Raw genomic sequence first — 17,558 nt, forward strand, 5'->3', positions numbered from 1 at the left:
GATTCAATCGATTCGGCGAGTGTTGCCGACCATGAACAGCTGGACGTATTTCGATACTCGGCGCTCGCCGCTGGCGGTGACTTGTGTATACGCCACGTTGGCAAAACCACCGGCCAGGCGCTGGGCCACGGCGTTCGGCACCTCGAATGTCAGCGCTTCCTGCGAGCCGACGGTCAGGGAATCAGTGTGCAACTGGATCAGACCGGCACGAGGCTCGCCTCGCCAGTTGAGCTCCACCACATCAGCGTCGGCAAAGACCGAGGCCGGGGTTGCGACTTTCACGCTGACGGAGTTGGCCCCTAGCGCGGTCATGTAAATGGCGTTGTCCTGATCTGTTCCGCAGACGTGCGGGGCGGGCAGGCGATGTGCGTGATTGGCGTCCTGAATGTCGACCATCAACCCGATGGAATGGTCAGAGGCCATGTTGCCGACCTCGTCTGCTATCCAGTACTGAAGCAAGGCCTGGCCACTGCCGTCGGCCTCGATCATCTCTTTGGAAATCGTGAGTTCGACCGAGCGACCTATCTCGGATTTTAAAACCCGGTGTTCGATGCGCCAGCCGACATATTGAAGCGTCACGGTATCGTTGTGGCGCATGCCTTGCCAGGGCAGCACGGTGACAGTGACGTCCTCTGTACCGTCGATGACAGGCGGATTAATGACGGGGCGTCGCAACAATCTGTGGCCCGGGTACTCCGGTTGTGGGTCGATCCCCCCGGGCAGTTCGGTTTTGACGAACACCTTGAGAGGCCCCGACTCCACGCGATTGATTCGGTAGAACCAGGTACTGAAACCCTCAGGAATGTCATTGACCTGAATTCTTCTCAAGAGCGGCCTGCCGTTATAGTCACTTGGCACTGTGAACCAGGTGATCGGCAGGACGGACGAGGCCGGGGAGCGAATGAACACTTCCACCCGGTCACCGACAAAGACTTTTGTGGGGGGAATAACGATCGCCATGCCGTTGATGTTGCCTCGGGCCAGCGCTCGGTTGATACCGACATCTGCTCCGTCGATTACGGTGAGAGCTGCGGGTATATCAATTCTGCTTTCGCCTACCGTCGAGGTAGCAAACCGGGCCGGGCTGTTCTCCACCAGTAGTTCGTCGATACTCATGATGTCCTCTCGCGGCGCAGTGGTTAGTTGTCCCGTGACTCGGGACGTAGGAGTGGCCAATTAAGGGCTTTGGAGGAGAGAGTGGCTACTGTCAGAACTGACAGGCAAACACTGGTTTTAGACGAACGGTGCTAAACAGGCCGAAAGGGAATCGAGCCCATTGAGTCATTGAGCTTGATGGTGCTGGAAATGCAGCATCGCTGCGGTCTGCCCATTTGGCGGACGACGCACCAGGCCTGATGAATGCGCTGCACGTTGAGCCATTCCATGGGGTAGGCGCGCACATTGGGCGCAGATTGATCCGGTGCCGAGCCCGAATCTCCTGTAACCCCCAATCCAACACTGTGGGAGCGGGCTCGCCCGCGATGGCGGTGTATCAGTCAATGGCTATATCGACTGGTACATTGCCATCGCGGGCAAGCCCGCTCCCACAGTTGGTTTTTGGTGTGAGTGAAATCTTACCCGTCAGTTAGACGGTGCAACCCGGTGGATCGAGATTATCCAGCAGGCGGTTCACCGCCAGTTCACCCAGCATGACCGATTGCTGAATGCCGAGCAGGGTGTTGCGGTGCGTGCCTTCGACCAGCCCCGCAAAATCACTCAGCATCACGCTTGCCGAGGCCAGCGACTCGCAGGCGTTGGCCAGCAGGGTTTCGTTATCGATGTCGGGGGCGATCAGGAAAATGGTGCTGGGTTTGCGTGGGATGGTTTGGGGGATGACCGGTTTGAGGTAGTAATCGAGGGCGCGGTCGGCGGCTTCGTTGAGCTTTTTGGGATCGGTGGATTCGTAGGGGGAAACGTCGTCGGCTTCCGGTGGGTTCGGCGTTGGCTTGAACATTGGATTGGTACTCCTGTTAGTAGAGCTGCAACCTGTCTCGCTACTAAACGGAAGGGTGGCAGCTGTGCGCAAGTTAGTAGACCGGCCACCAACCCAAAACCGGCGCGTCCGAGGACGCCATGCGCACAGCTACCATCGAGTGCAGGCGAATGCCTGACTAGATGACGCTTGTACGTCCGGGTTGGAAAAGCCGGGCTACTAAACCCGATCACTGGGAATCAGTGACACGAACCAAGTTACCGACGGCCCCAAAACCGCACAAGCCGGCGGATTCTGACGTGGTCGTAGGCAACGACGCAAGGCGCTGTAGCTTTCAGGAAGTAACCTTAAACAGAACTAAACACCCCCTTCAAAACACTGAAAATCCCTGTGGGAGCGAGCTTGCTCGCGATGGCGGTGGGGCAGTCAACAACGATGTTGAATGTCAGTCCGCTATCGCGAGCAAGCTCGCTCCCACAAGGGACCTGCGCGCTCCGGCCTTCGGGTGTATCGTTCGAACTTTCCGGCGCGATCCAAGCCTGCGAGGTGAATGATGAGTACCCCCCTGAAAATCGATTTCGTCAGCGACGTGTCCTGCCCATGGTGCGTCGTCGGCCTCTACGGCCTGACCCGTGCGCTGGACGTGCTGCGTGATGAGGTCCAGGCCGAGATCCATTTCCAGCCGTTCGAGCTCAACCCGAAGATGGGGCCTGAGGGGCAGAACATCACCGAACATATCGGCGAAAAGTACGGCTCGACCCCGGAACAGTCGCAGAAAAACCGCGAGATGATCCGCGCCCGTGGCGCCGAACTCGGGTTTGCTTTTCGCACGGACGGCAATAGCCGTATCTACAACACCTTTGATGCCCATCGGCTGCTGCATTGGGCGGGGCTGGAAGGGTTGCAGTTCAATTTGAAGGAAGCGCTTTTCAAGGCGTATTTCACCGATGGCGGCAATCCGTCCGATCAGGGTCAGTTGGCGAAGATTGCTGAAAGCGTCGGGCTGGACCGGCAGCGGGCCGAGGCGATTCTGGATTCGGACGAGTTTGCCAAAGAGGTTCGCGAAGAAGAGCAGTTGTGGCTGTCGCGCGGGGTGAGTTCGGTGCCGACGGTGGTGTTCAACGGGCAATACGCCGTCAGCGGCGGGCAGCCGGTGGAGACCTTTGTCGCGGCGATCCGCCAGATCATGAGCGAAGCCAAAGGCGGCACGGTGACCTGAGCATACGAGATCGTTCCCACGTCGAGGCGTCGAACCGTCCGCGTGGGAATGCCTCAAGGGACGCTCCGCGTCCAGTGACGCGGAGCGTCACGGGCTGCATTCCCACGCGGAGCGTGGGAACGATCAACACGATCAGTGCCAAGGTTCAGCGGACGATTTTGTCGACGTGGATGCCGAGTTTCTTCAAGCGATACCAGAAGCTGCGCTCGGAGATCCCGATCAACTGCGCCGCTGCGGCTTGCACGCCATTGCTCTGCGCCAGTGCCGCCAGAATGTAGGCTTTCTCGACCTCGGCCAGCGCCGCGTCCAGATCCGCCGGCACGTTGCCTTCCATGATTGGCACGCCGCTGCCGCCGGGGTTCGAGGCAAACAGATAAGCCGGCAGGTCTTGCTCTTCAATCACCGCACCGCCAGCGACAATCGTTGCCCGTTCCACGCAATTTTGCAGTTCGCGAATATTGCCCGGCCACGAATAACTGGCCATCGCCTGCAAGGCCTCGGCGCTGAATCCGGTGAACCGCTTGCCCGCCGCGGCGCCCAGGGTGTGCGCAAAATGCCGGGCCAGCGGCGCGATGTCTTCCGCCCGCTCGCGCAGGGCCGGCAGCGGAATCGGGAACACGTTGAGACGGTAATAAAGGTCTTCGCGAAATTCCTTGTTGGCCACCGCGTCCAGCAGGTTTTTGTTGGTCGCGGCAATCACCCGCACATCCACTTTGCGTTCGCGAGGATCGCCCACCGGTTCGATCACCCGTTCCTGCAGCGCGCGCAGGATTTTCGCCTGCAAGGCCAAGGGCATTTCGCCGATTTCATCGAGAAACAGCGTGCCCTGGTCGGCCTGCATGAAACGCCCGACGCGGTCCGCCACCGCGCCGGTAAAGGCGCCTTTGCGGTGGCCGAACATTTCGCTTTCCAGCAAACCCTCCGGGATGGCCGCGCAGTTCACGGCCACGAACGGCTTGTCGGCGCGATTGCCGTGTTTGTGGATCGCCCGTGCAACCATTTCCTTGCCGGTGCCGCTTTCGCCGGTCAGCAGTATCGTCGCGTTGCTGTCGCGCACCGAATCGATGGATTGCAGGACCCGCCGGAATGTCGGGCTGTCACCGATCAAACTGTCGATCTGTTGATGCTCATCGAGTTCGGCGCGCATGCGCTGGTTGTCTTTGAGGATGTCGCGAAATTGCAGGGCTTTGCTGACAGTGATGTCCAGTTCGTCGATGTCGAAGGGCTTGGCGATGTAGTCGAAGGCGCCGTTGCGCATCGACTGCACGGCGTTTTTCACCGTGCTGTAGGCCGTCATGACAATCACCGGCAGCTGTGGGAAACGGCTTTTGATTTCCGCCAGTAATTGCGGGCCGTCCATGCCGGGCATGCGCCAGTCGCTGATCACCAGGTCGATGTCTTCCGCTTCCAGCACCTTGAGCGCGTGCAAGCCATTGCCGGCCGTGAACACCGTAACGCCGTTCTGACTCAAGGCCGATGCCAGCAGGTCGCAGAGCTTGGGTTCGTCGTCGACCACCAGTACGTTATGTGTCATCACTGCCCTCGTCGAAGTCTTTCCCATTGGCCGGAATGTACAGCGTGAAGGTGGTTCCGGCATCTTTTTCACTGACGCATTCGATGCGCCCGTCGTGGTTTTCCATGATCGAGAAGACCTTCGCCAGGCCCAGTCCGGTGCCCGAGGCCTTGGTGGTGACGAACGGTGTGAAAATCCGTTCGAGCATGTCCGGTTCAATGCCCGTGCCGGTGTCCGCCACGCTGATCACGGTAAAGGCGCCATCACGGCGAATGCCCAGGGTCAGTTGCCCACCGTCGGGCATGGCGTCGATGGCGTTGACGATCAGGTTCAGACCGGCCTGTTTGAGCTGGCGCGCATCGGCGTAAAGGGTTGCGCCGGGGGCCTGATCGTCGATGTGCACGTCAATGTGATGGCTGGCCAGTTCCGGAGCGCAGAACCCGACCAGTTCATCGACGAACAGTCGAGCCGGTTCGGTCGAGCGCAGCGGCGCGCTGGGTTTGGCGAAGTCGAGGAAGTCGGTGATCAGGTCGTTGATCCGGCTGACTTCGCTGACCACGTATTCCAGGTGACGCTTATCGGTCTCGGGCAAATCGGCGCGGCGGTGCAACAGTTGGGTCGCGGTTTTGATGATGCCCAGCGGGTTGCGGATTTCATGGGCCAGGCCCATGGCGACTTCGCCCAGGGCGTGCAGGCGGTCGCGGCGGCGCAGCTGCGATTCGAGGTTTTGCAACTCGCCGAGGCGTTCGCTCATGTGGTTGAAGGTGCTGCTCAGTTCCGCCAGTTCATCGCCACCGGTCACCGGCAAACGCTGGCGATAATCCCCGGCAATCACCGCTTGTACGCCTTTGGACAAGCCGCGCAACGGTTGGGTCAGGCGTTGCGATACCAACCAGCCAACGCAGAGAGAGGCGGCCGAACTGAGCAGGAAAATCAGGATGAACAGGTTGCTCTGGTTCACCAGACCCACGAGGCTGGAGTGGCGCAACAGGCCGCTGAAAATGACGCCTTGAAGGTCGCCATTCTCGTTGAAGATCGGCCGATAGATGCCGCTGTAACTGCTGGTGAATTGCTCGGTCGGCTGCTTGGTGGTACGCAGGATCTGCTCGATATTTTCCGGCACGGCTGCCGGGTGATTTTCGAAACGCTGACTGGAGAAGATCTCCGAGAAGTTGTCGCCCTTGGCCAGATACAGACGCAAGTCCAACGAGTGAACGTCGGAGACGCTGGTCAGGAAGCTGTTGTCGAGGTAGGTGGCAATCACCAGTTTGTAAGCGATGCCGTCCTGCTCGTTCTCGAAGGTCGAGACCACTGCGCCGGTGGCGACACCGCCGATTTGCAGGGTTTGCAACACGGCTTTGGGCGCGGTGCTGATTTGCCGGACGATGTCGTCGGCGGCGGTGCTGAACACCACGGCATGGTCGCTGTTGCGCACCAGGGCAACCACGTCGATGCCCATGGAGTCTGCGATGTCGGTGGTCATGCGGTTGTGGCGCGACGAAAACCCACCAACCTGTGGGTGGGTGTAACGCAGAAACAACTGCGCAACCCTGGCGTTGTCACGCAGGATTTCGCTGATTTCGTCTTCGACGATCTTGGTCGACTCTTTCAGCCAGATGCGCACGTTGCTGTCGAAGATCTGCGACAGGGTGGTGGCCGCGAGTTCGGCGGCGATCATGGTCGGGATCACGCTGACCAGCCAGAAGGCCAGGACCAGTTTGCGTTGCAGGCTCCAGCCGGAGAGGGCGAAGGGTCGGGCTTTGGCAGGTCGGTGTTTGGTCATCGGGTTTCGCTTGTCGAAAGCCATGGCGGGTCGGTTCGGTTCGAATCGATAAACAGGTTCACTACAGGATATTGGGTGATGCCTTGGTCAATACAGTAGCCGACATTGCCCCGCCAGTGGCGACCCGTCTACAACCGGGTTCGCCAGGCTGTCAGGCTAACTGCCGATACCCTTCGTTCAGGGGGGGCGGGGCGCAGCGTTGTTGCATGAAACGTTGTGCGATGAAGTCCACGCTCAGTTCGATCACCCGACGGTATTGCAGGTCGACGGTGATCATGTGATAGCAGTCATCCAGCAACACTTTGACCACCGGGCCGCCGAGCTTGCGTTCGACGTAATCGGCGTTCCAGCGACTGGTGATGTCGTCTTCGATGGAGTGCACCACCAACGCAGGCGTGGTGATCGACGGCATGCGTTTTTTCACGACGGCGTTCAGACGATGCAATTCGCGCACAGTGACGCCTTCCATGGTCAGCAAACCGGCCTGGCTGCTTTCGCCTTCCTTCATCTGACGCTCGACGATCGCTCGCAGGCGTTCGTTCTTGATGCCGTAAGGTGGTTTTTCTTCGAAGCTGCACAGGTTCACGCCGAACGGAATTTTCATCAGCAACGGCGTGAGGAACGCCAGTTTGTGGATGCTCCAGCCGTCATAGCGCAGGGTGGTCGAATACAGCATCAACCCTTCGATTTGCCCCGGATGCTCGGCGGCCATGTACATCGACAGGACTGCGCCCATGGACAAGCCACCGACGAATACCCGCTCGTGCTTGCGCCGTACACCGACGAACGTGTTGCGGGCGCTCTCGTACCAGTCTCGCCAGCCAGTGGCTTGCAGGTCGGCGTTGCCACCGCAGTGCCCGGCCAGGGTGGGCACGTAGACCGTGTGCCCGGCTTTCGCCAGGCCCATGGCCACCCGACGGAGTTCCGTCGGGGTGCCGGTGAGGCCGTGGATCAACAGCACCGCGACCTCCCCAGTGCCGAGAACGAAACCGGCGTTGCCTTCGCCAAGATCGATCTCTTCGTGGTTCATCTTTTCATTGCCCGATGCAGCAGACGGTCGAGCAGGGCCAGGCCGAGGTCGATTTCCGGGTAGCTGATTTCCAGCGACGGCGCCAAAGTGATCACGTTCTTGTAGTAACCGCCGACGTCGAGGATCAGGCCCAGGCGCTTGCCGTCGATTTCGATGTCGCCCTTCATGCCTTCGTCGACCATGAAGTCCAGGGTGGCCTTGTCCGGAGTGAAACCATCCGGGCCACAGATTTCGCAGCGCAGCGCCAGGCCCAGGCCATCGACATCGCCGATGATCGGGTAGCGTTTTTGCAGTTCTTTCAGGCCTTCCAGGAAGTATTTGCCCTTGGCCATCACCATCGCGCCGTAATCGACTTCGCTGGTCATTTTGAACATTTCCAGACCGACCGCGGTGCCCAACGGGTTGGACGCGAAGGTGGAGTGAGTTGAACCTGGCGGGAAGATTTTCGGGTTGATCAGTTCTTCTTTAGCCCAGATGCCGCCCAGTGGGTTCAGGCCGTTGGTCAGCGCTTTACCGAAGACGATCACGTCAGGTTTGACGTCGAAGTGCTCGATCGACCACAGCTTGCCGGTACGCCAGAAGCCCATCTGGATTTCGTCTACGACCATCAAGATGCCGTGCTGATCCAGCACTTGCTTGAGTTCGCTGTAGAAGTTCATCGGCGGAATCACGTAGCCGCCGGTGCCCTGGATCGGCTCGACGTAGAACGCGGCATATTCGCTCTGGCCGACTTTCGGGTCCCAGACGCCGTTGTATTCAGTCTCGAACAAACGGGCGAATTGCTGCACGCAATGGCTGCCGTACTCTTCCTTGGTCATGCCTTTCGGGCCGCGGAAGTGGTAAGGGAACGGAATGAAATTGGCACGCTCGCCGAAGTGGCCGTAGCGGCGGCGATAGCGGTAGCTGGAGGTGATCGACGAGGCGCCGAGGGTACGACCGTGGTAGCCGCCTTCGAAGGCGAACATCAGGCTTTTGCCGTTGGTGGCGTTACGCACGACTTTCAGCGAGTCCTCGATGGACTGCGAACCGCCGACGTTGAAGTGCACACGACCGTCGAGGCCGAACTTTTTCTTGGCATCGACGGCGATCATTTCCGACAGCTCGATCTTGCCTTTGTGCAGGTATTGGCTGGCGATCTGCGGCAGGGTGTCGATCTGCTGTTTCAGCGCGTTGTTCAGGCGCGGGTTGGCGTAACCGAAGTTAACGGCCGAGTACCACATTTGCAGGTCGAGGTAAGCCTGGTCTTCGGTGTCCCAGACATAGGAGCCTTCGCAACGGCTGAAAATACGCGGCGGATCGATGTAGTGAACGGTGTCGCCGTAGGAGCAGTACTTGGCTTCTTTATCCAGAAGCACCTGGTCTTCGGGAGTCGCAATTCGGATATCAGACATGATTGAAGAGTTCCTGATTGTTTGACGCGTAGTCAGAAGAGGTTTCAAGCGCGAAAGCGGTAGCGTTGGCTGCGCGGCCGGCCGGCAGTTGGGCCAGCAGGGCCGGAATCTCGGCGAAGCTGTCGAAGCGGGCGAAGGCAATGCCGTTGCGCTCGCAGTGTTCGGCCAGGCGATCCTTGGCGAACACGAAGTCAGCGGAGGAGGCCACGCACATGTCGGACTGGCCATCGCCGATCACCAACACGCGTTTGGTCTTGGGCGTGGACTTGCATTTGCAGTTGCCGGAAGCGGCGCGGCAGGCGTCGCTGGAGTACGGAAAGTCGATGCGCCAGCTATCGTGATCGAGTTGACGCAAGCGGTTGGCGAGGATCGGCAACAGGGTCACGTAGTTGCGCGCGAGGATCCGCGCAATACCTTGTTCGATGCCGTCGCTGACCACTTCCAGGGACGCGCCGAGGCCGATCACGTGATCGACGAAGTCGGGGAAGTCCGGGTCGATTTCGATCGTGTCGAAAAAGGCGAGCAGTTCGGTCGGCGTGGCCTTGACCAGCGAGAGCTGGCGGCTGAGGCATTCACGAGAGCCAATGTCACCTTGCAGCCACTCATCTTCGATCGCTTCCCAACTGGGGTCGGCGAAACGCTGGAGGATGCTGTCGATCACGTCGGTGCGGGTGATGGTCCCGTCGAAATCACAAACGATATGCCAATCATTCATCTGCATTACCTATTGAGCAGTGCGCGCTGTTTGCGCTTGCCAAGGGGGTAGAGCAGGGACTGTGCCAACCCTGTTCGGCCCAGTAATACCGGGGTTGTTGTAGGGGGATGTGTCAGGCAAGCTACAAATTTTGTAGCTTGCTACAAACAACATGAGTGATTGCGCATAACGGGCAAACCGAGGATTGATGCGCGCATGTTCAGATAAGGAATGCCTCATGGTGAGGATTACAGTTGTTCTATGCGCGGCGCTGACGTGCCTGTCGGCCCATGTGATGGCCGATGGCATCACGGGTGAAGCGGGTTTGGGCCTGAGTTATCAGCCTCACGACCCGACCGGCAGCCGCTATGAAACCCGGCCGGTGCCGTATCTGGATCTGGATTGGGGTGATGTCAGCCTCAGCACTGATGACGGGTTGACCTGGAGTGCCTTGAAGACCAATGGCTTCAGCGCCGGGCCGTTTCTGAATTACCTGCCGGGGCGCACCGCCAACGGCGATTTGCAGGGCTTGCACGACGTGCCGGACATGGGCGTCGTCGGTGGGTTCGTGCAGTACGCGCCGGCTGATTTCTGGCGGGTGTTTGCCACGTTGGGCGAGGCCATCGGCGGGCCGGAGGGCGTGGTCGGGCGCTTGGGTGGCGAGATGGGTTACCCGCTGGGTGGCGGCGTGATCGGCAGCACTAACCTGACCGCGCACTATGCCGATGCCCAGCAGAATCAGGCGTTTTACGGCGTCGGTGCCCACGCGTCGCAGGCCTCGGGCATTGCCCGTTACAACGCCAGTGGCGGTTTTCAGAATGTCGCGCTGACCCAGAGCTTCGAGTTTCCGTTGACCCCGCAGTGGTCGCTGGTGACCAGCGCCAGCTGGATTCACCTGACCGGCTCGGCGGCGGACAGCAGCATCGTCAAAGCGGTCGGCGATACCAATCAGGGTGAGGTGCAGGCAGCGGTGGCTTACAAGTTCAAGTAGACATTCGATGATCGTTCCCACGCTCTGCGTGGGAACGATCCGGGTCAGGTTTCTTCACCCTCGGCCAACAACGCAATCCCGCCAATAATCACCGCCACGCCCACCCAGTGCAGCAGGCTGATCTGTTCGCCCAGCCCCAGCCACGAGCCCAACAACACCCCGACAAACACCAATGAGCTGAGTGGAAACGCCAGGGACAGACTGCTGCGGCGCAAAATCAGCATCCACACAAAGAACGCGCCGATGCCGCACCCCACCGCAAACAGTACGCCGGGGTCGACCACCACCGATTGCAACCATTGCAAGGTGAAGGTCATTTGGCCGATTTGATCGCCGCCCACCTTGGTCGCGATTTGCCCGGCACTTTCCAGAAGAATCAACAGCGCCCAAAGCACAACAGTGCCGAATCTCCCGTGCAGCCAATCCATCGAAAGGTTCCTTTTACTGATCAATTGAGCGTCAGGCATGGCCGGCACACACGAGCATCACGCCCACTGTAATCACCAGGGTTGCGAGCCAGCGTCGGCGGCTGACGGTTTCACCGAGCACCACTTTGCCCGCCAGCACCACGCCGCAATAGGCCAGGGCGCCGGCCGGGAACAACAGGCTCAAAGGCGCTCGGGACAAGGCTTCGAGCCAGACGAAAAATTCCAGCGCATAAGCGCCGATACCGGCCCACAGCAGCGGAGCGTTGAACACTTGGCCCCAGAATGCATTCAGCCGGAAACCGCCTTCCAGTTCTGGCAGTCGGTCCAGGCCGAGCTTGAAGCAAAGCTGGCCGATGACGTCCAGCACGATGGAAAAGGCGACCAGCAGCACGACGGTCAGCGTCAGGTCGGGATCTAGGAAGGTCACGGTCAGGATTCACCCTTTGGTGGGCGCTCCCAGACACCGGGTTCATCACACATGAAGGCCGGCCGAGAGGGCTTTGGGGGTAAATGCAAGGGGCGGGCCAGCACCTGCTGCGCCGTCCCAGTGTGGGAGCGGGCTTGCTCGCGAAGATGCCGGCACATTCAATATTGACGTCGACTGACACGACGCCTTCGCGAGCAAGCCCGCTCCCACAGGGGGATTGGCGTTACTCAGGCGTGAAGGCGAACCCAGACTGAAACGAGCACAGTGGCCGCCATCAACCACGCCACCGCCGCCACCGCCAGCGAAGCTTCCAGCCGCATGCGGTCGACCATCACATACAGCGTCGCCAAATACACGAAGTACGGAATGATCGACCACATCCCGAACACGATGGTGGTCTTCAGGTCATCCAGCGAGCGGCCCTTGCCGACGATGTAATGCGCGATCAGCGCAAAGGTCGGAAACAGCGGCACCAGCCCTGCGATGTAATAGTTCCGGGTCTTGGCCAGCGCCGCCAGAATGACCACGACCGCCGCACCCAGCGCGGCTTTGAGAAGCAGATCCATCAGTGGCTCAACCCGTATTTTTTGACTTTATCGAACAGTGTGGTCTTGGCCATGCCCAGTTCCAGGCTGGCCTGGGTCAGGTTGCCGCCGCTGCGTTGTAATGCATCGCTGAGCAGATTACGTTCAAACGCTTCCACCGCTTCAGCGAAGCCCAGGCCCTGATTGCTGCCGCTGGCACCGGACTTCTTGAAGGCTGGCAGGCCAAGGGCAAACCGTTCGGCGACGTTGCGCAATTCCCGTACGTTGCCCGGCCAGTCGTGGCTCATCAGGTTCGACAGCGTCTGGTTGTCCAGCTCCGGCACCGCGCGGTCGAAGCGCAGGGACGACTGCTGCAGGAAGTGCTCGAACAGTTGCAGGATATCCTCGCGCCGTTCGCGCAAGGGCGGCAGTTCAAGGGTCACCACGTTCAGGCGGTAATACAGGTCGCTGCGGAATTCGCCCGCTTTGCTTGACTGGTCAAGGTCGGACTTGGTCGCCGCGATCACCCGGCAATCCACCGCCACGCTCTGGTTCGAACCAAGGCGTTCCAGGGTGCGTTCCTGCAACACCCGCAGCAGTTTGATCTGCAAGGGCAGGGGCATGCTTTCCACTTCGTCGAGGAACAGCGTGCCGCCGTCGGCGTGTTCGATCTTGCCGATCCGCCGTTTTCCGGCGCCGGTGAAGGCGTTGGCTTCATGGCCGAAGATTTCGCTTTCGAACAGGTTCTCCGGCAAGCCGCCGCAGTTGAGCGCAACGAACTGCTTGGCGTGGCGACGGCTGAAGTCATGCAGGCAGCGCGCAACCAGTTCCTTGCCGGTGCCGGTCTCGCCCTCGATCAGCACGTTGGCCGACGTATCGGCGACGTTGGCGATCAGTTCCCGCAAGTTCTGCATGGCGGGCGAACGGCCGATGATCCGGCCTTCCAGGGAATCGCGCTCCGCCAGTTGGCGACGCAGCGACGATACTTCCCGCGCCAGGCTGCGTTGCTCCAGTGCGCGGCGTGCCACATCCACCAGACGTTCCGGGGAGAAGGGTTTCTCCATGAAGTCATAGGCGCCTTTCTGCATCGCGCCCACCGCCATGGAGATATCGCCGTGGCCGGTGATCAGCACCACCGGCAGGCTGCGATCACGGGCCTTGAGCCGGGTCAGCAGTTCCAGGCCGTCGATGCCCGGCAGGCGGATGTCGCTGATGACGATGCCGGCAAAGTTGTCGCCGACCCGCTCCAGCGCTTCTTCGGCGCTGCCCACGCCCACGCAGGGAATGTCTTCGAGGGTCAGCGCCTGTTGGCAGCCGAGCAGCACATGGGGGTCGTCTTCGACGATCAGCACACTAAGGTCGTTGTTCATATTGGCTCGGCGGGAGTGGGGCTTACCAACGGTAAACTGAGGACGAAGGTGGTACCACCGCTGGCCGGGTGTTCGACACCCAGGTGCCCGCCAGTGGCGGCGGCCAGGCTGGCGGACAGGGTCAGGCCGAGGCCCAGGCCCTGTTCACCGGGTTTGGTGGTAAAGAACGGTTCGAACAAATGCTTGCGCGCTTCGGCGTCGATACCGTGGCCGTTGTCGCGAACGCGCAGGCGGTATTTACCATCGAATTCTTCGCCTTCCAGCCACAATTCCGGCAGCGGTTGGGCCTGCATGGCGTCGAAGGCGTTGCCGATCAGGTTGACCAGGATCTGCTCCAGGCGAGTCTGGTCGATGCACACCTGCACATCGTCGAATTCGCGGTGCACTTGCACAGGTGCACTTTCCATGCGGCCGCCGAGCAGTTGTAGCGCCGCGTCCACCGCTTTGCCCAGGCAAGCCTGGCCCTTGTCGTCGCCACGGCGGGCAAAGGAACGCAGGCTGGCGGTGATTCGGCCCATGCGGTCGATCAATTCGTTGATGGTCTTGAGGTTGGTGCTGGCGACGTCCAGTTGACCGCGCTCCAGAAAGCGCACCGTGTTGCCGGACAACGTGCGCAACGCCGCCAGCGGCTGATTCAATTCGTGGGCGATGCTGGTCGACATCTGGCCGATGGCCGCGAGTTTTCCAGCCTGCACCAGTTCATCCTGGGCGCGACGCAGCGTTTCTTCGGCCTGTCGCCGTTCGCGGATCTGGCTCTTGAGCCGTTCGTTGCTGGCGCGCAGGTCGGTGGTGCGTTCGGTAATCCGACGCTCCAGTTGATTGTTGGCTTCCTGCAAGGCTTCCCGGGCCGCGAGGCGGGTGGCAATGACCTTGCGCCGCTCGTTCCAGGCGATCAGCAGGAACGCCACCAGGGCAAATGCGACCGCCACCAGAATCCCCTGATTGATCGCTTCGCGGCGCAAATCCTGTAGCGGCGTGAGCAGGGTGAAATTCCAGGGCGTGTCACTCAAGGGGCGGGTTTGCGAGAGGTAGCTGATGTCCTCTTGATCGGATTCCACTTCGCTGTTGGCGGGGAAGGTCAGTTTTTCCTCGCCTTCGGCCAGTTTTTCCCGAGCCAGCGGTTGCAGCTCGTTCAGCGGGTACCAGTAGTACTGAAGGCTGCGGGCGAGTTTTTCCTTGGTTTCATCGCTCAGCGGCACGACTGATTTCAAACGCCGTGCCGGATCGCTGGAAAGAATGATGATGCCGTTCTCGTCACTGACGAAGGCTTCCAGGCGTGCGCGTTGCCAGCGTTCTTCCATGGCTTCGAGGCGCACTTTGACCACCGCGACGCCGATGATCTTGCCGTGTTCTTCCAGGCCGTGGGCCAGGTAGTAACCGGGTTCGCCGCTGGTGCTGCCGATGCCGTAGAAGCGCCCCGGCTGACCGCGCACGGCGTTCTGGAAATAGGCGCGAAAGGACAGGTCTTCACCCAGGTAACTGTCGACATCGCGCCAGTTGCTGGTGGCCATCACGCGGCCGGTGGTGTCCATCACATAGATAGCCCGACTGCGACTGCGCCGGTTCAGGCCTTCAAGGTAATCATTGACCGTTTGCCGGTGTTCCGGCGTTGGGTCGGCCAGCAGCGTTGAAACGCTGGATTCGAGTTCCAGCAGGCTGGGCAGGTAGGTGTATTTGCTGATCTCGCTCTCGACGGCACGGGCGTGCAGTTCGAGCTGACGCTGACCGTTCTCGCTGAGGCTACGGATTCCGTAGTGTTCACTGACCCAGAAGCCGATGTAACCCAGTCCGATCATCAGGGCGATGATCAGCGGCGGCAGGCACAACTGGCGAATCAGACGGGGTTTCACGGCGAGTGATGGCGGCGCTGCGCGATAGAGAGTGGGGTCGCATTTCATCACAGATGCCTTGGGTCAACCACAACACTTGATCTCGAACCACCACCGTCCCCTGTGGGAGCGAGCTTGCTCGCGATAAGGTCAGTCCAGCCAACATTGATGTTGAATGTCAGTCCGCCATCGCGAGCAAGCTCGCTCCCACAGGTGATTTGTGTGGTATCGAGCGAGCGTTCGCTACTCAGTGCTGCAGAATCTTGTTGAGGAAATGCTGTGTCCGTTCGGCACGGGCAGTGATATCGCCGAAGAACTCTTCTTTCTTGCAGTCTTCGATGATTTTGCCTGCGTCCATGAAGATCACCCGGTCGGCCACTTTACGGGCGAAGCCCATTTCGTGGGTTACGCACATCATGGTCATGCCTTCGTGGGCCAGTTGCACCATCACGTCGAGCACTTCGTTGACCATTTCCGGGTCCAGCGCCGAGGTCGGTTCGTCGAACAGCATGACGATCGGGTCCATCGCCAGCGCACGGGCAATCGCCACACGCTGTTGCTGACCACCGGAAAGCTGGCCCGGATGCTTGTGCGCATGGGCAGACAGCCCGACGCGTTCAAGCAGTTGCAGGCCTTTCTTGGTGGCTTCTTCCTTGCTGCGGCCCAACACCTTGATCTGCGCGATGGTCAGGTTTTCGGTGATGGTAAGGTGCGGGAACAGTTCGAAATGCTGGAACACCATGCCCACGCGCGAACGCAGTTTCGGCAGGTTGGTCTTCGGGTCGGCGATGGAGGTGCCGTCGACCACGATGTCACCTTTCTGGAACGGTTCCAGGGCGTTGACGCATTTGATCAGCGTGGATTTACCGGAACCGGACGGCCCGCACACCACAATCACCTCGCCTTTTTTGACCTCGGTGCTGCAATCAGTCAGTACCTGGAAGTCCCCATACCACTTGTTGACGTTCTTGATAGAGATCATACGGCGAACCTTTTTTGCAGACGCTTGACCAGCTGCGAGGCGGCAAAGCTGATGATGAAGTATGTGAAACCGGCGAAGATCAGGAACTCATTGGAGCGGCCGATGATGTCGCCACTGGCACGTGAAGCATTGAGGAAGTCCACCAGGCCGACCGCATAGACCAGCGACGTGTCCTGGAACAGGATGATGCTCTGTTGCAGCAACAGCGGGGTCATCTTGCGGAACGCTTGCGGCAGGATGATCAAACGCATCATCTGGCCATAGGTCATGCCCAGCGCCTGGGCGGCACCCATCTGGCCCTTGGGAATCGACTGCACGCCGGCCCGGACGATTTCGCAGAAGTACGCCGCTTCGAACATCATGAAGGCCACGATGCAGGACGCGAACGCACCGATCGGAGTGTCTTCGCCGGTGATCCAGCGCAGCACGAACGGCACCGCCAGGTAGAACCAGGTGATGACCAGCAGCAGCGGGATGGAACGGAAGTAGTTGACGTAGGCGCCGGCAAGGTTCGACAGCAGTTTGCTGTGGGACAGACGGCACAGCGCCAGGATGGTGCCGAGGATGATCCCGCCGATCACGCCCATGGCCATCAGCTGCAGGGTCATGACCATGCCGTTCCACAAACCCGGCAGGGACGGGATGATGCCCGAAAAGTCGAATTCCATCATTTACCCCCTACGGAGATCAGGCCCGGTACGGCGACTTTCTTCTCGACCAGGCGCATCAGCAGCATCAGGCTCATGTTCAGGGTGAAATAGATCAGGGTCGCCAGGGTGAACGCCTCGAACAGGTTGGCAGAGAACTCGGCGGTCTGTTTGGTCTGCGCGAGCAACTCCATCAGGCCGATCAGCGAGGCCACGGACGTGTTCTTGAACACGTTGAGAAATTCCGAGGTGAGCGGCGGAATGATGATTCGGTAGGCCTGGGGCAGCAGCACGTTCCAGTAGATCTGCGGCAGCTTGAAACCCATGGCGCGAGCCGCGGACTCCTGGCCTTTGGGCAGGGCCTGGATACCGGTGCGCACTTGTTCACAAACGCGAGCAGTGGTGAACAGGCCCAGGCAGACGACGACGCTGAGGAAAGCCGAAGTGGTCGGGTTGAGGTCCTGTTTGTACCAGTCCTGCAGGTTTTGCGGCAGCAGGTCGGGTACCAGGAAGTACCAGATGAACAGCTGAACCAGCAGCGGCACGTTACGGAAGAGTTCGACGTAGCAGGTCGCGATGCCCGATACGATGCGATTCGGCACGGTGCGCATGACGCCCAGAACCGAACCCAGTGTCAGGGCAATGATCCAGGCCACGATGGCGATGGCGATAGTCCAGCCCAAACCGGAGATGTACCAGTCGAGATACGTCTCGCTGCCCACGCCGGTGGACTTGAAGAACACGCCCCAGTCCCAGTTGTAATTCATTAGGGTCTCCCCTCTGATCGATCGATGTAC

General features: G+C 60.1%; 17 protein-coding genes. 2 read left to right on the forward strand and 15 right to left on the reverse strand.

The window, feature by feature from the left end:
* Nucleotides 1–3: 3 nt before the first annotated feature.
* Entirely contained in the window at nucleotides 4–1,116 is a 1,113-nt protein-coding gene (locus ACM6I0_RS24065) for a hypothetical protein (protein WP_414923461.1), read from the reverse strand.
* Between the two features lie 469 nt (nucleotides 1,117–1,585).
* Complete coding sequence (locus ACM6I0_RS24070; protein ID WP_414923462.1) at nucleotides 1,586–1,954, reverse strand: DUF6124 family protein; 369 nt, start codon at nucleotides 1,952–1,954, stop codon at nucleotides 1,586–1,588.
* A gap of 532 nt (nucleotides 1,955–2,486) precedes the next feature.
* Here ACM6I0_RS24070 and ACM6I0_RS24075 point away from each other — a divergent pair.
* Nucleotides 2,487–3,152, forward strand: a complete 666-nt coding sequence (locus tag ACM6I0_RS24075) for a DsbA family oxidoreductase (protein WP_414923463.1) — start codon at nucleotides 2,487–2,489, stop codon at nucleotides 3,150–3,152.
* A 145-nt stretch (nucleotides 3,153–3,297) separates the two neighbouring features.
* Here ACM6I0_RS24075 and ACM6I0_RS24080 read toward each other — a convergent pair whose 3' ends face one another.
* The 5 genes from ACM6I0_RS24080 to ACM6I0_RS24100 form a co-directional block, all read right to left on the reverse strand.
* Nucleotides 3,298–4,686, reverse strand: coding sequence for a sigma-54-dependent transcriptional regulator (locus tag ACM6I0_RS24080; protein ID WP_285429488.1), 1,389 nt, complete (start codon nucleotides 4,684–4,686; stop codon nucleotides 3,298–3,300).
* The gene (locus ACM6I0_RS24085; RefSeq protein WP_285429489.1) at nucleotides 4,676–6,448 is read right to left on the reverse strand and encodes a sensor histidine kinase; all 1,773 of its coding nucleotides are present in this window, start codon (nucleotides 6,446–6,448) and stop codon (nucleotides 4,676–4,678) included. Before ACM6I0_RS24085 ends, ACM6I0_RS24080 begins: the two co-directional genes overlap by 11 nt.
* A gap of 151 nt (nucleotides 6,449–6,599) precedes the next feature.
* Complete coding sequence (locus ACM6I0_RS24090) at nucleotides 6,600–7,478, reverse strand: alpha/beta hydrolase (protein WP_414923464.1); 879 nt, start codon at nucleotides 7,476–7,478, stop codon at nucleotides 6,600–6,602.
* Entirely contained in the window at nucleotides 7,475–8,869 is a 1,395-nt protein-coding gene (locus tag ACM6I0_RS24095; RefSeq protein WP_285429491.1) for an aspartate aminotransferase family protein, read from the reverse strand. The genes ACM6I0_RS24090 and ACM6I0_RS24095 overlap by 4 nt, the downstream gene beginning before the upstream one ends.
* Nucleotides 8,862–9,584, reverse strand: a complete 723-nt coding sequence (locus ACM6I0_RS24100) for an MtnX-like HAD-IB family phosphatase (RefSeq protein ID WP_090180650.1) — start codon at nucleotides 9,582–9,584, stop codon at nucleotides 8,862–8,864. Before ACM6I0_RS24100 ends, ACM6I0_RS24095 begins: the two co-directional genes overlap by 8 nt.
* A gap of 217 nt (nucleotides 9,585–9,801) precedes the next feature.
* Here ACM6I0_RS24100 and ACM6I0_RS24105 point away from each other — a divergent pair, with 217 nt between their 5' ends.
* Nucleotides 9,802–10,554 (forward strand): MipA/OmpV family protein, encoded by a 753-nt coding sequence (locus ACM6I0_RS24105; protein WP_285429492.1) that lies wholly within the window; start codon nucleotides 9,802–9,804, stop codon nucleotides 10,552–10,554.
* A 44-nt stretch (nucleotides 10,555–10,598) separates the two neighbouring features.
* On the opposite strand, the gene ACM6I0_RS24110 is transcribed toward ACM6I0_RS24105, so the two are convergent.
* The 8 genes from ACM6I0_RS24110 to ACM6I0_RS24145 all read right to left on the reverse strand — a co-directional run bounded on the left by ACM6I0_RS24110 (nucleotide 10,599) and on the right by ACM6I0_RS24145 (nucleotide 17,528).
* Nucleotides 10,599–10,982 carry an EamA family transporter gene (locus ACM6I0_RS24110; RefSeq protein WP_285429493.1) on the reverse strand — a complete coding sequence of 128 codons (384 nt, stop codon included), beginning with the start codon at nucleotides 10,980–10,982 and terminating at the stop codon, nucleotides 10,599–10,601.
* A gap of 31 nt (nucleotides 10,983–11,013) precedes the next feature.
* The gene (locus ACM6I0_RS24115) at nucleotides 11,014–11,388 is read right to left on the reverse strand and encodes a transporter (RefSeq protein ID WP_090188490.1); all 375 of its coding nucleotides are present in this window, start codon (nucleotides 11,386–11,388) and stop codon (nucleotides 11,014–11,016) included.
* A 248-nt stretch (nucleotides 11,389–11,636) separates the two neighbouring features.
* A complete protein-coding gene (locus tag ACM6I0_RS24120; protein WP_285429494.1) occupies nucleotides 11,637–11,975 on the reverse strand; it encodes a GlpM family protein in 339 nt (112 codons plus the stop codon).
* The gene (locus ACM6I0_RS24125) at nucleotides 11,975–13,303 is read right to left on the reverse strand and encodes a sigma-54-dependent transcriptional regulator (protein WP_285429495.1); all 1,329 of its coding nucleotides are present in this window, start codon (nucleotides 13,301–13,303) and stop codon (nucleotides 11,975–11,977) included. The genes ACM6I0_RS24120 and ACM6I0_RS24125 overlap by 1 nt, the downstream gene beginning before the upstream one ends.
* Nucleotides 13,300–15,201: a sensor histidine kinase gene (locus ACM6I0_RS24130; RefSeq protein WP_285429496.1), complete on the reverse strand. Its 1,902-nt coding sequence runs from the start codon at nucleotides 15,199–15,201 to the stop codon at nucleotides 13,300–13,302. Before ACM6I0_RS24130 ends, ACM6I0_RS24125 begins: the two co-directional genes overlap by 4 nt.
* Before the next feature lie 178 nt (nucleotides 15,202–15,379).
* Nucleotides 15,380–16,114, reverse strand: a complete 735-nt coding sequence (locus ACM6I0_RS24135; protein ID WP_090180665.1) for an amino acid ABC transporter ATP-binding protein — start codon at nucleotides 16,112–16,114, stop codon at nucleotides 15,380–15,382.
* The gene (locus ACM6I0_RS24140; protein WP_090180668.1) at nucleotides 16,111–16,782 is read right to left on the reverse strand and encodes an amino acid ABC transporter permease; all 672 of its coding nucleotides are present in this window, start codon (nucleotides 16,780–16,782) and stop codon (nucleotides 16,111–16,113) included. Before ACM6I0_RS24140 ends, ACM6I0_RS24135 begins: the two co-directional genes overlap by 4 nt.
* The gene (locus tag ACM6I0_RS24145; RefSeq protein ID WP_090180671.1) at nucleotides 16,782–17,528 is read right to left on the reverse strand and encodes an amino acid ABC transporter permease; all 747 of its coding nucleotides are present in this window, start codon (nucleotides 17,526–17,528) and stop codon (nucleotides 16,782–16,784) included. The genes ACM6I0_RS24140 and ACM6I0_RS24145 overlap by 1 nt, the downstream gene beginning before the upstream one ends.
* Between the last annotated feature and the right edge of the window lie 30 nt (nucleotides 17,529–17,558).

Origin of the sequence: Pseudomonas sp. IT-P294 (assembly GCF_949767865.1) — a bacterium.
Classification (GTDB): Bacteria; Pseudomonadota; Gammaproteobacteria; order Pseudomonadales; family Pseudomonadaceae; genus Aquipseudomonas.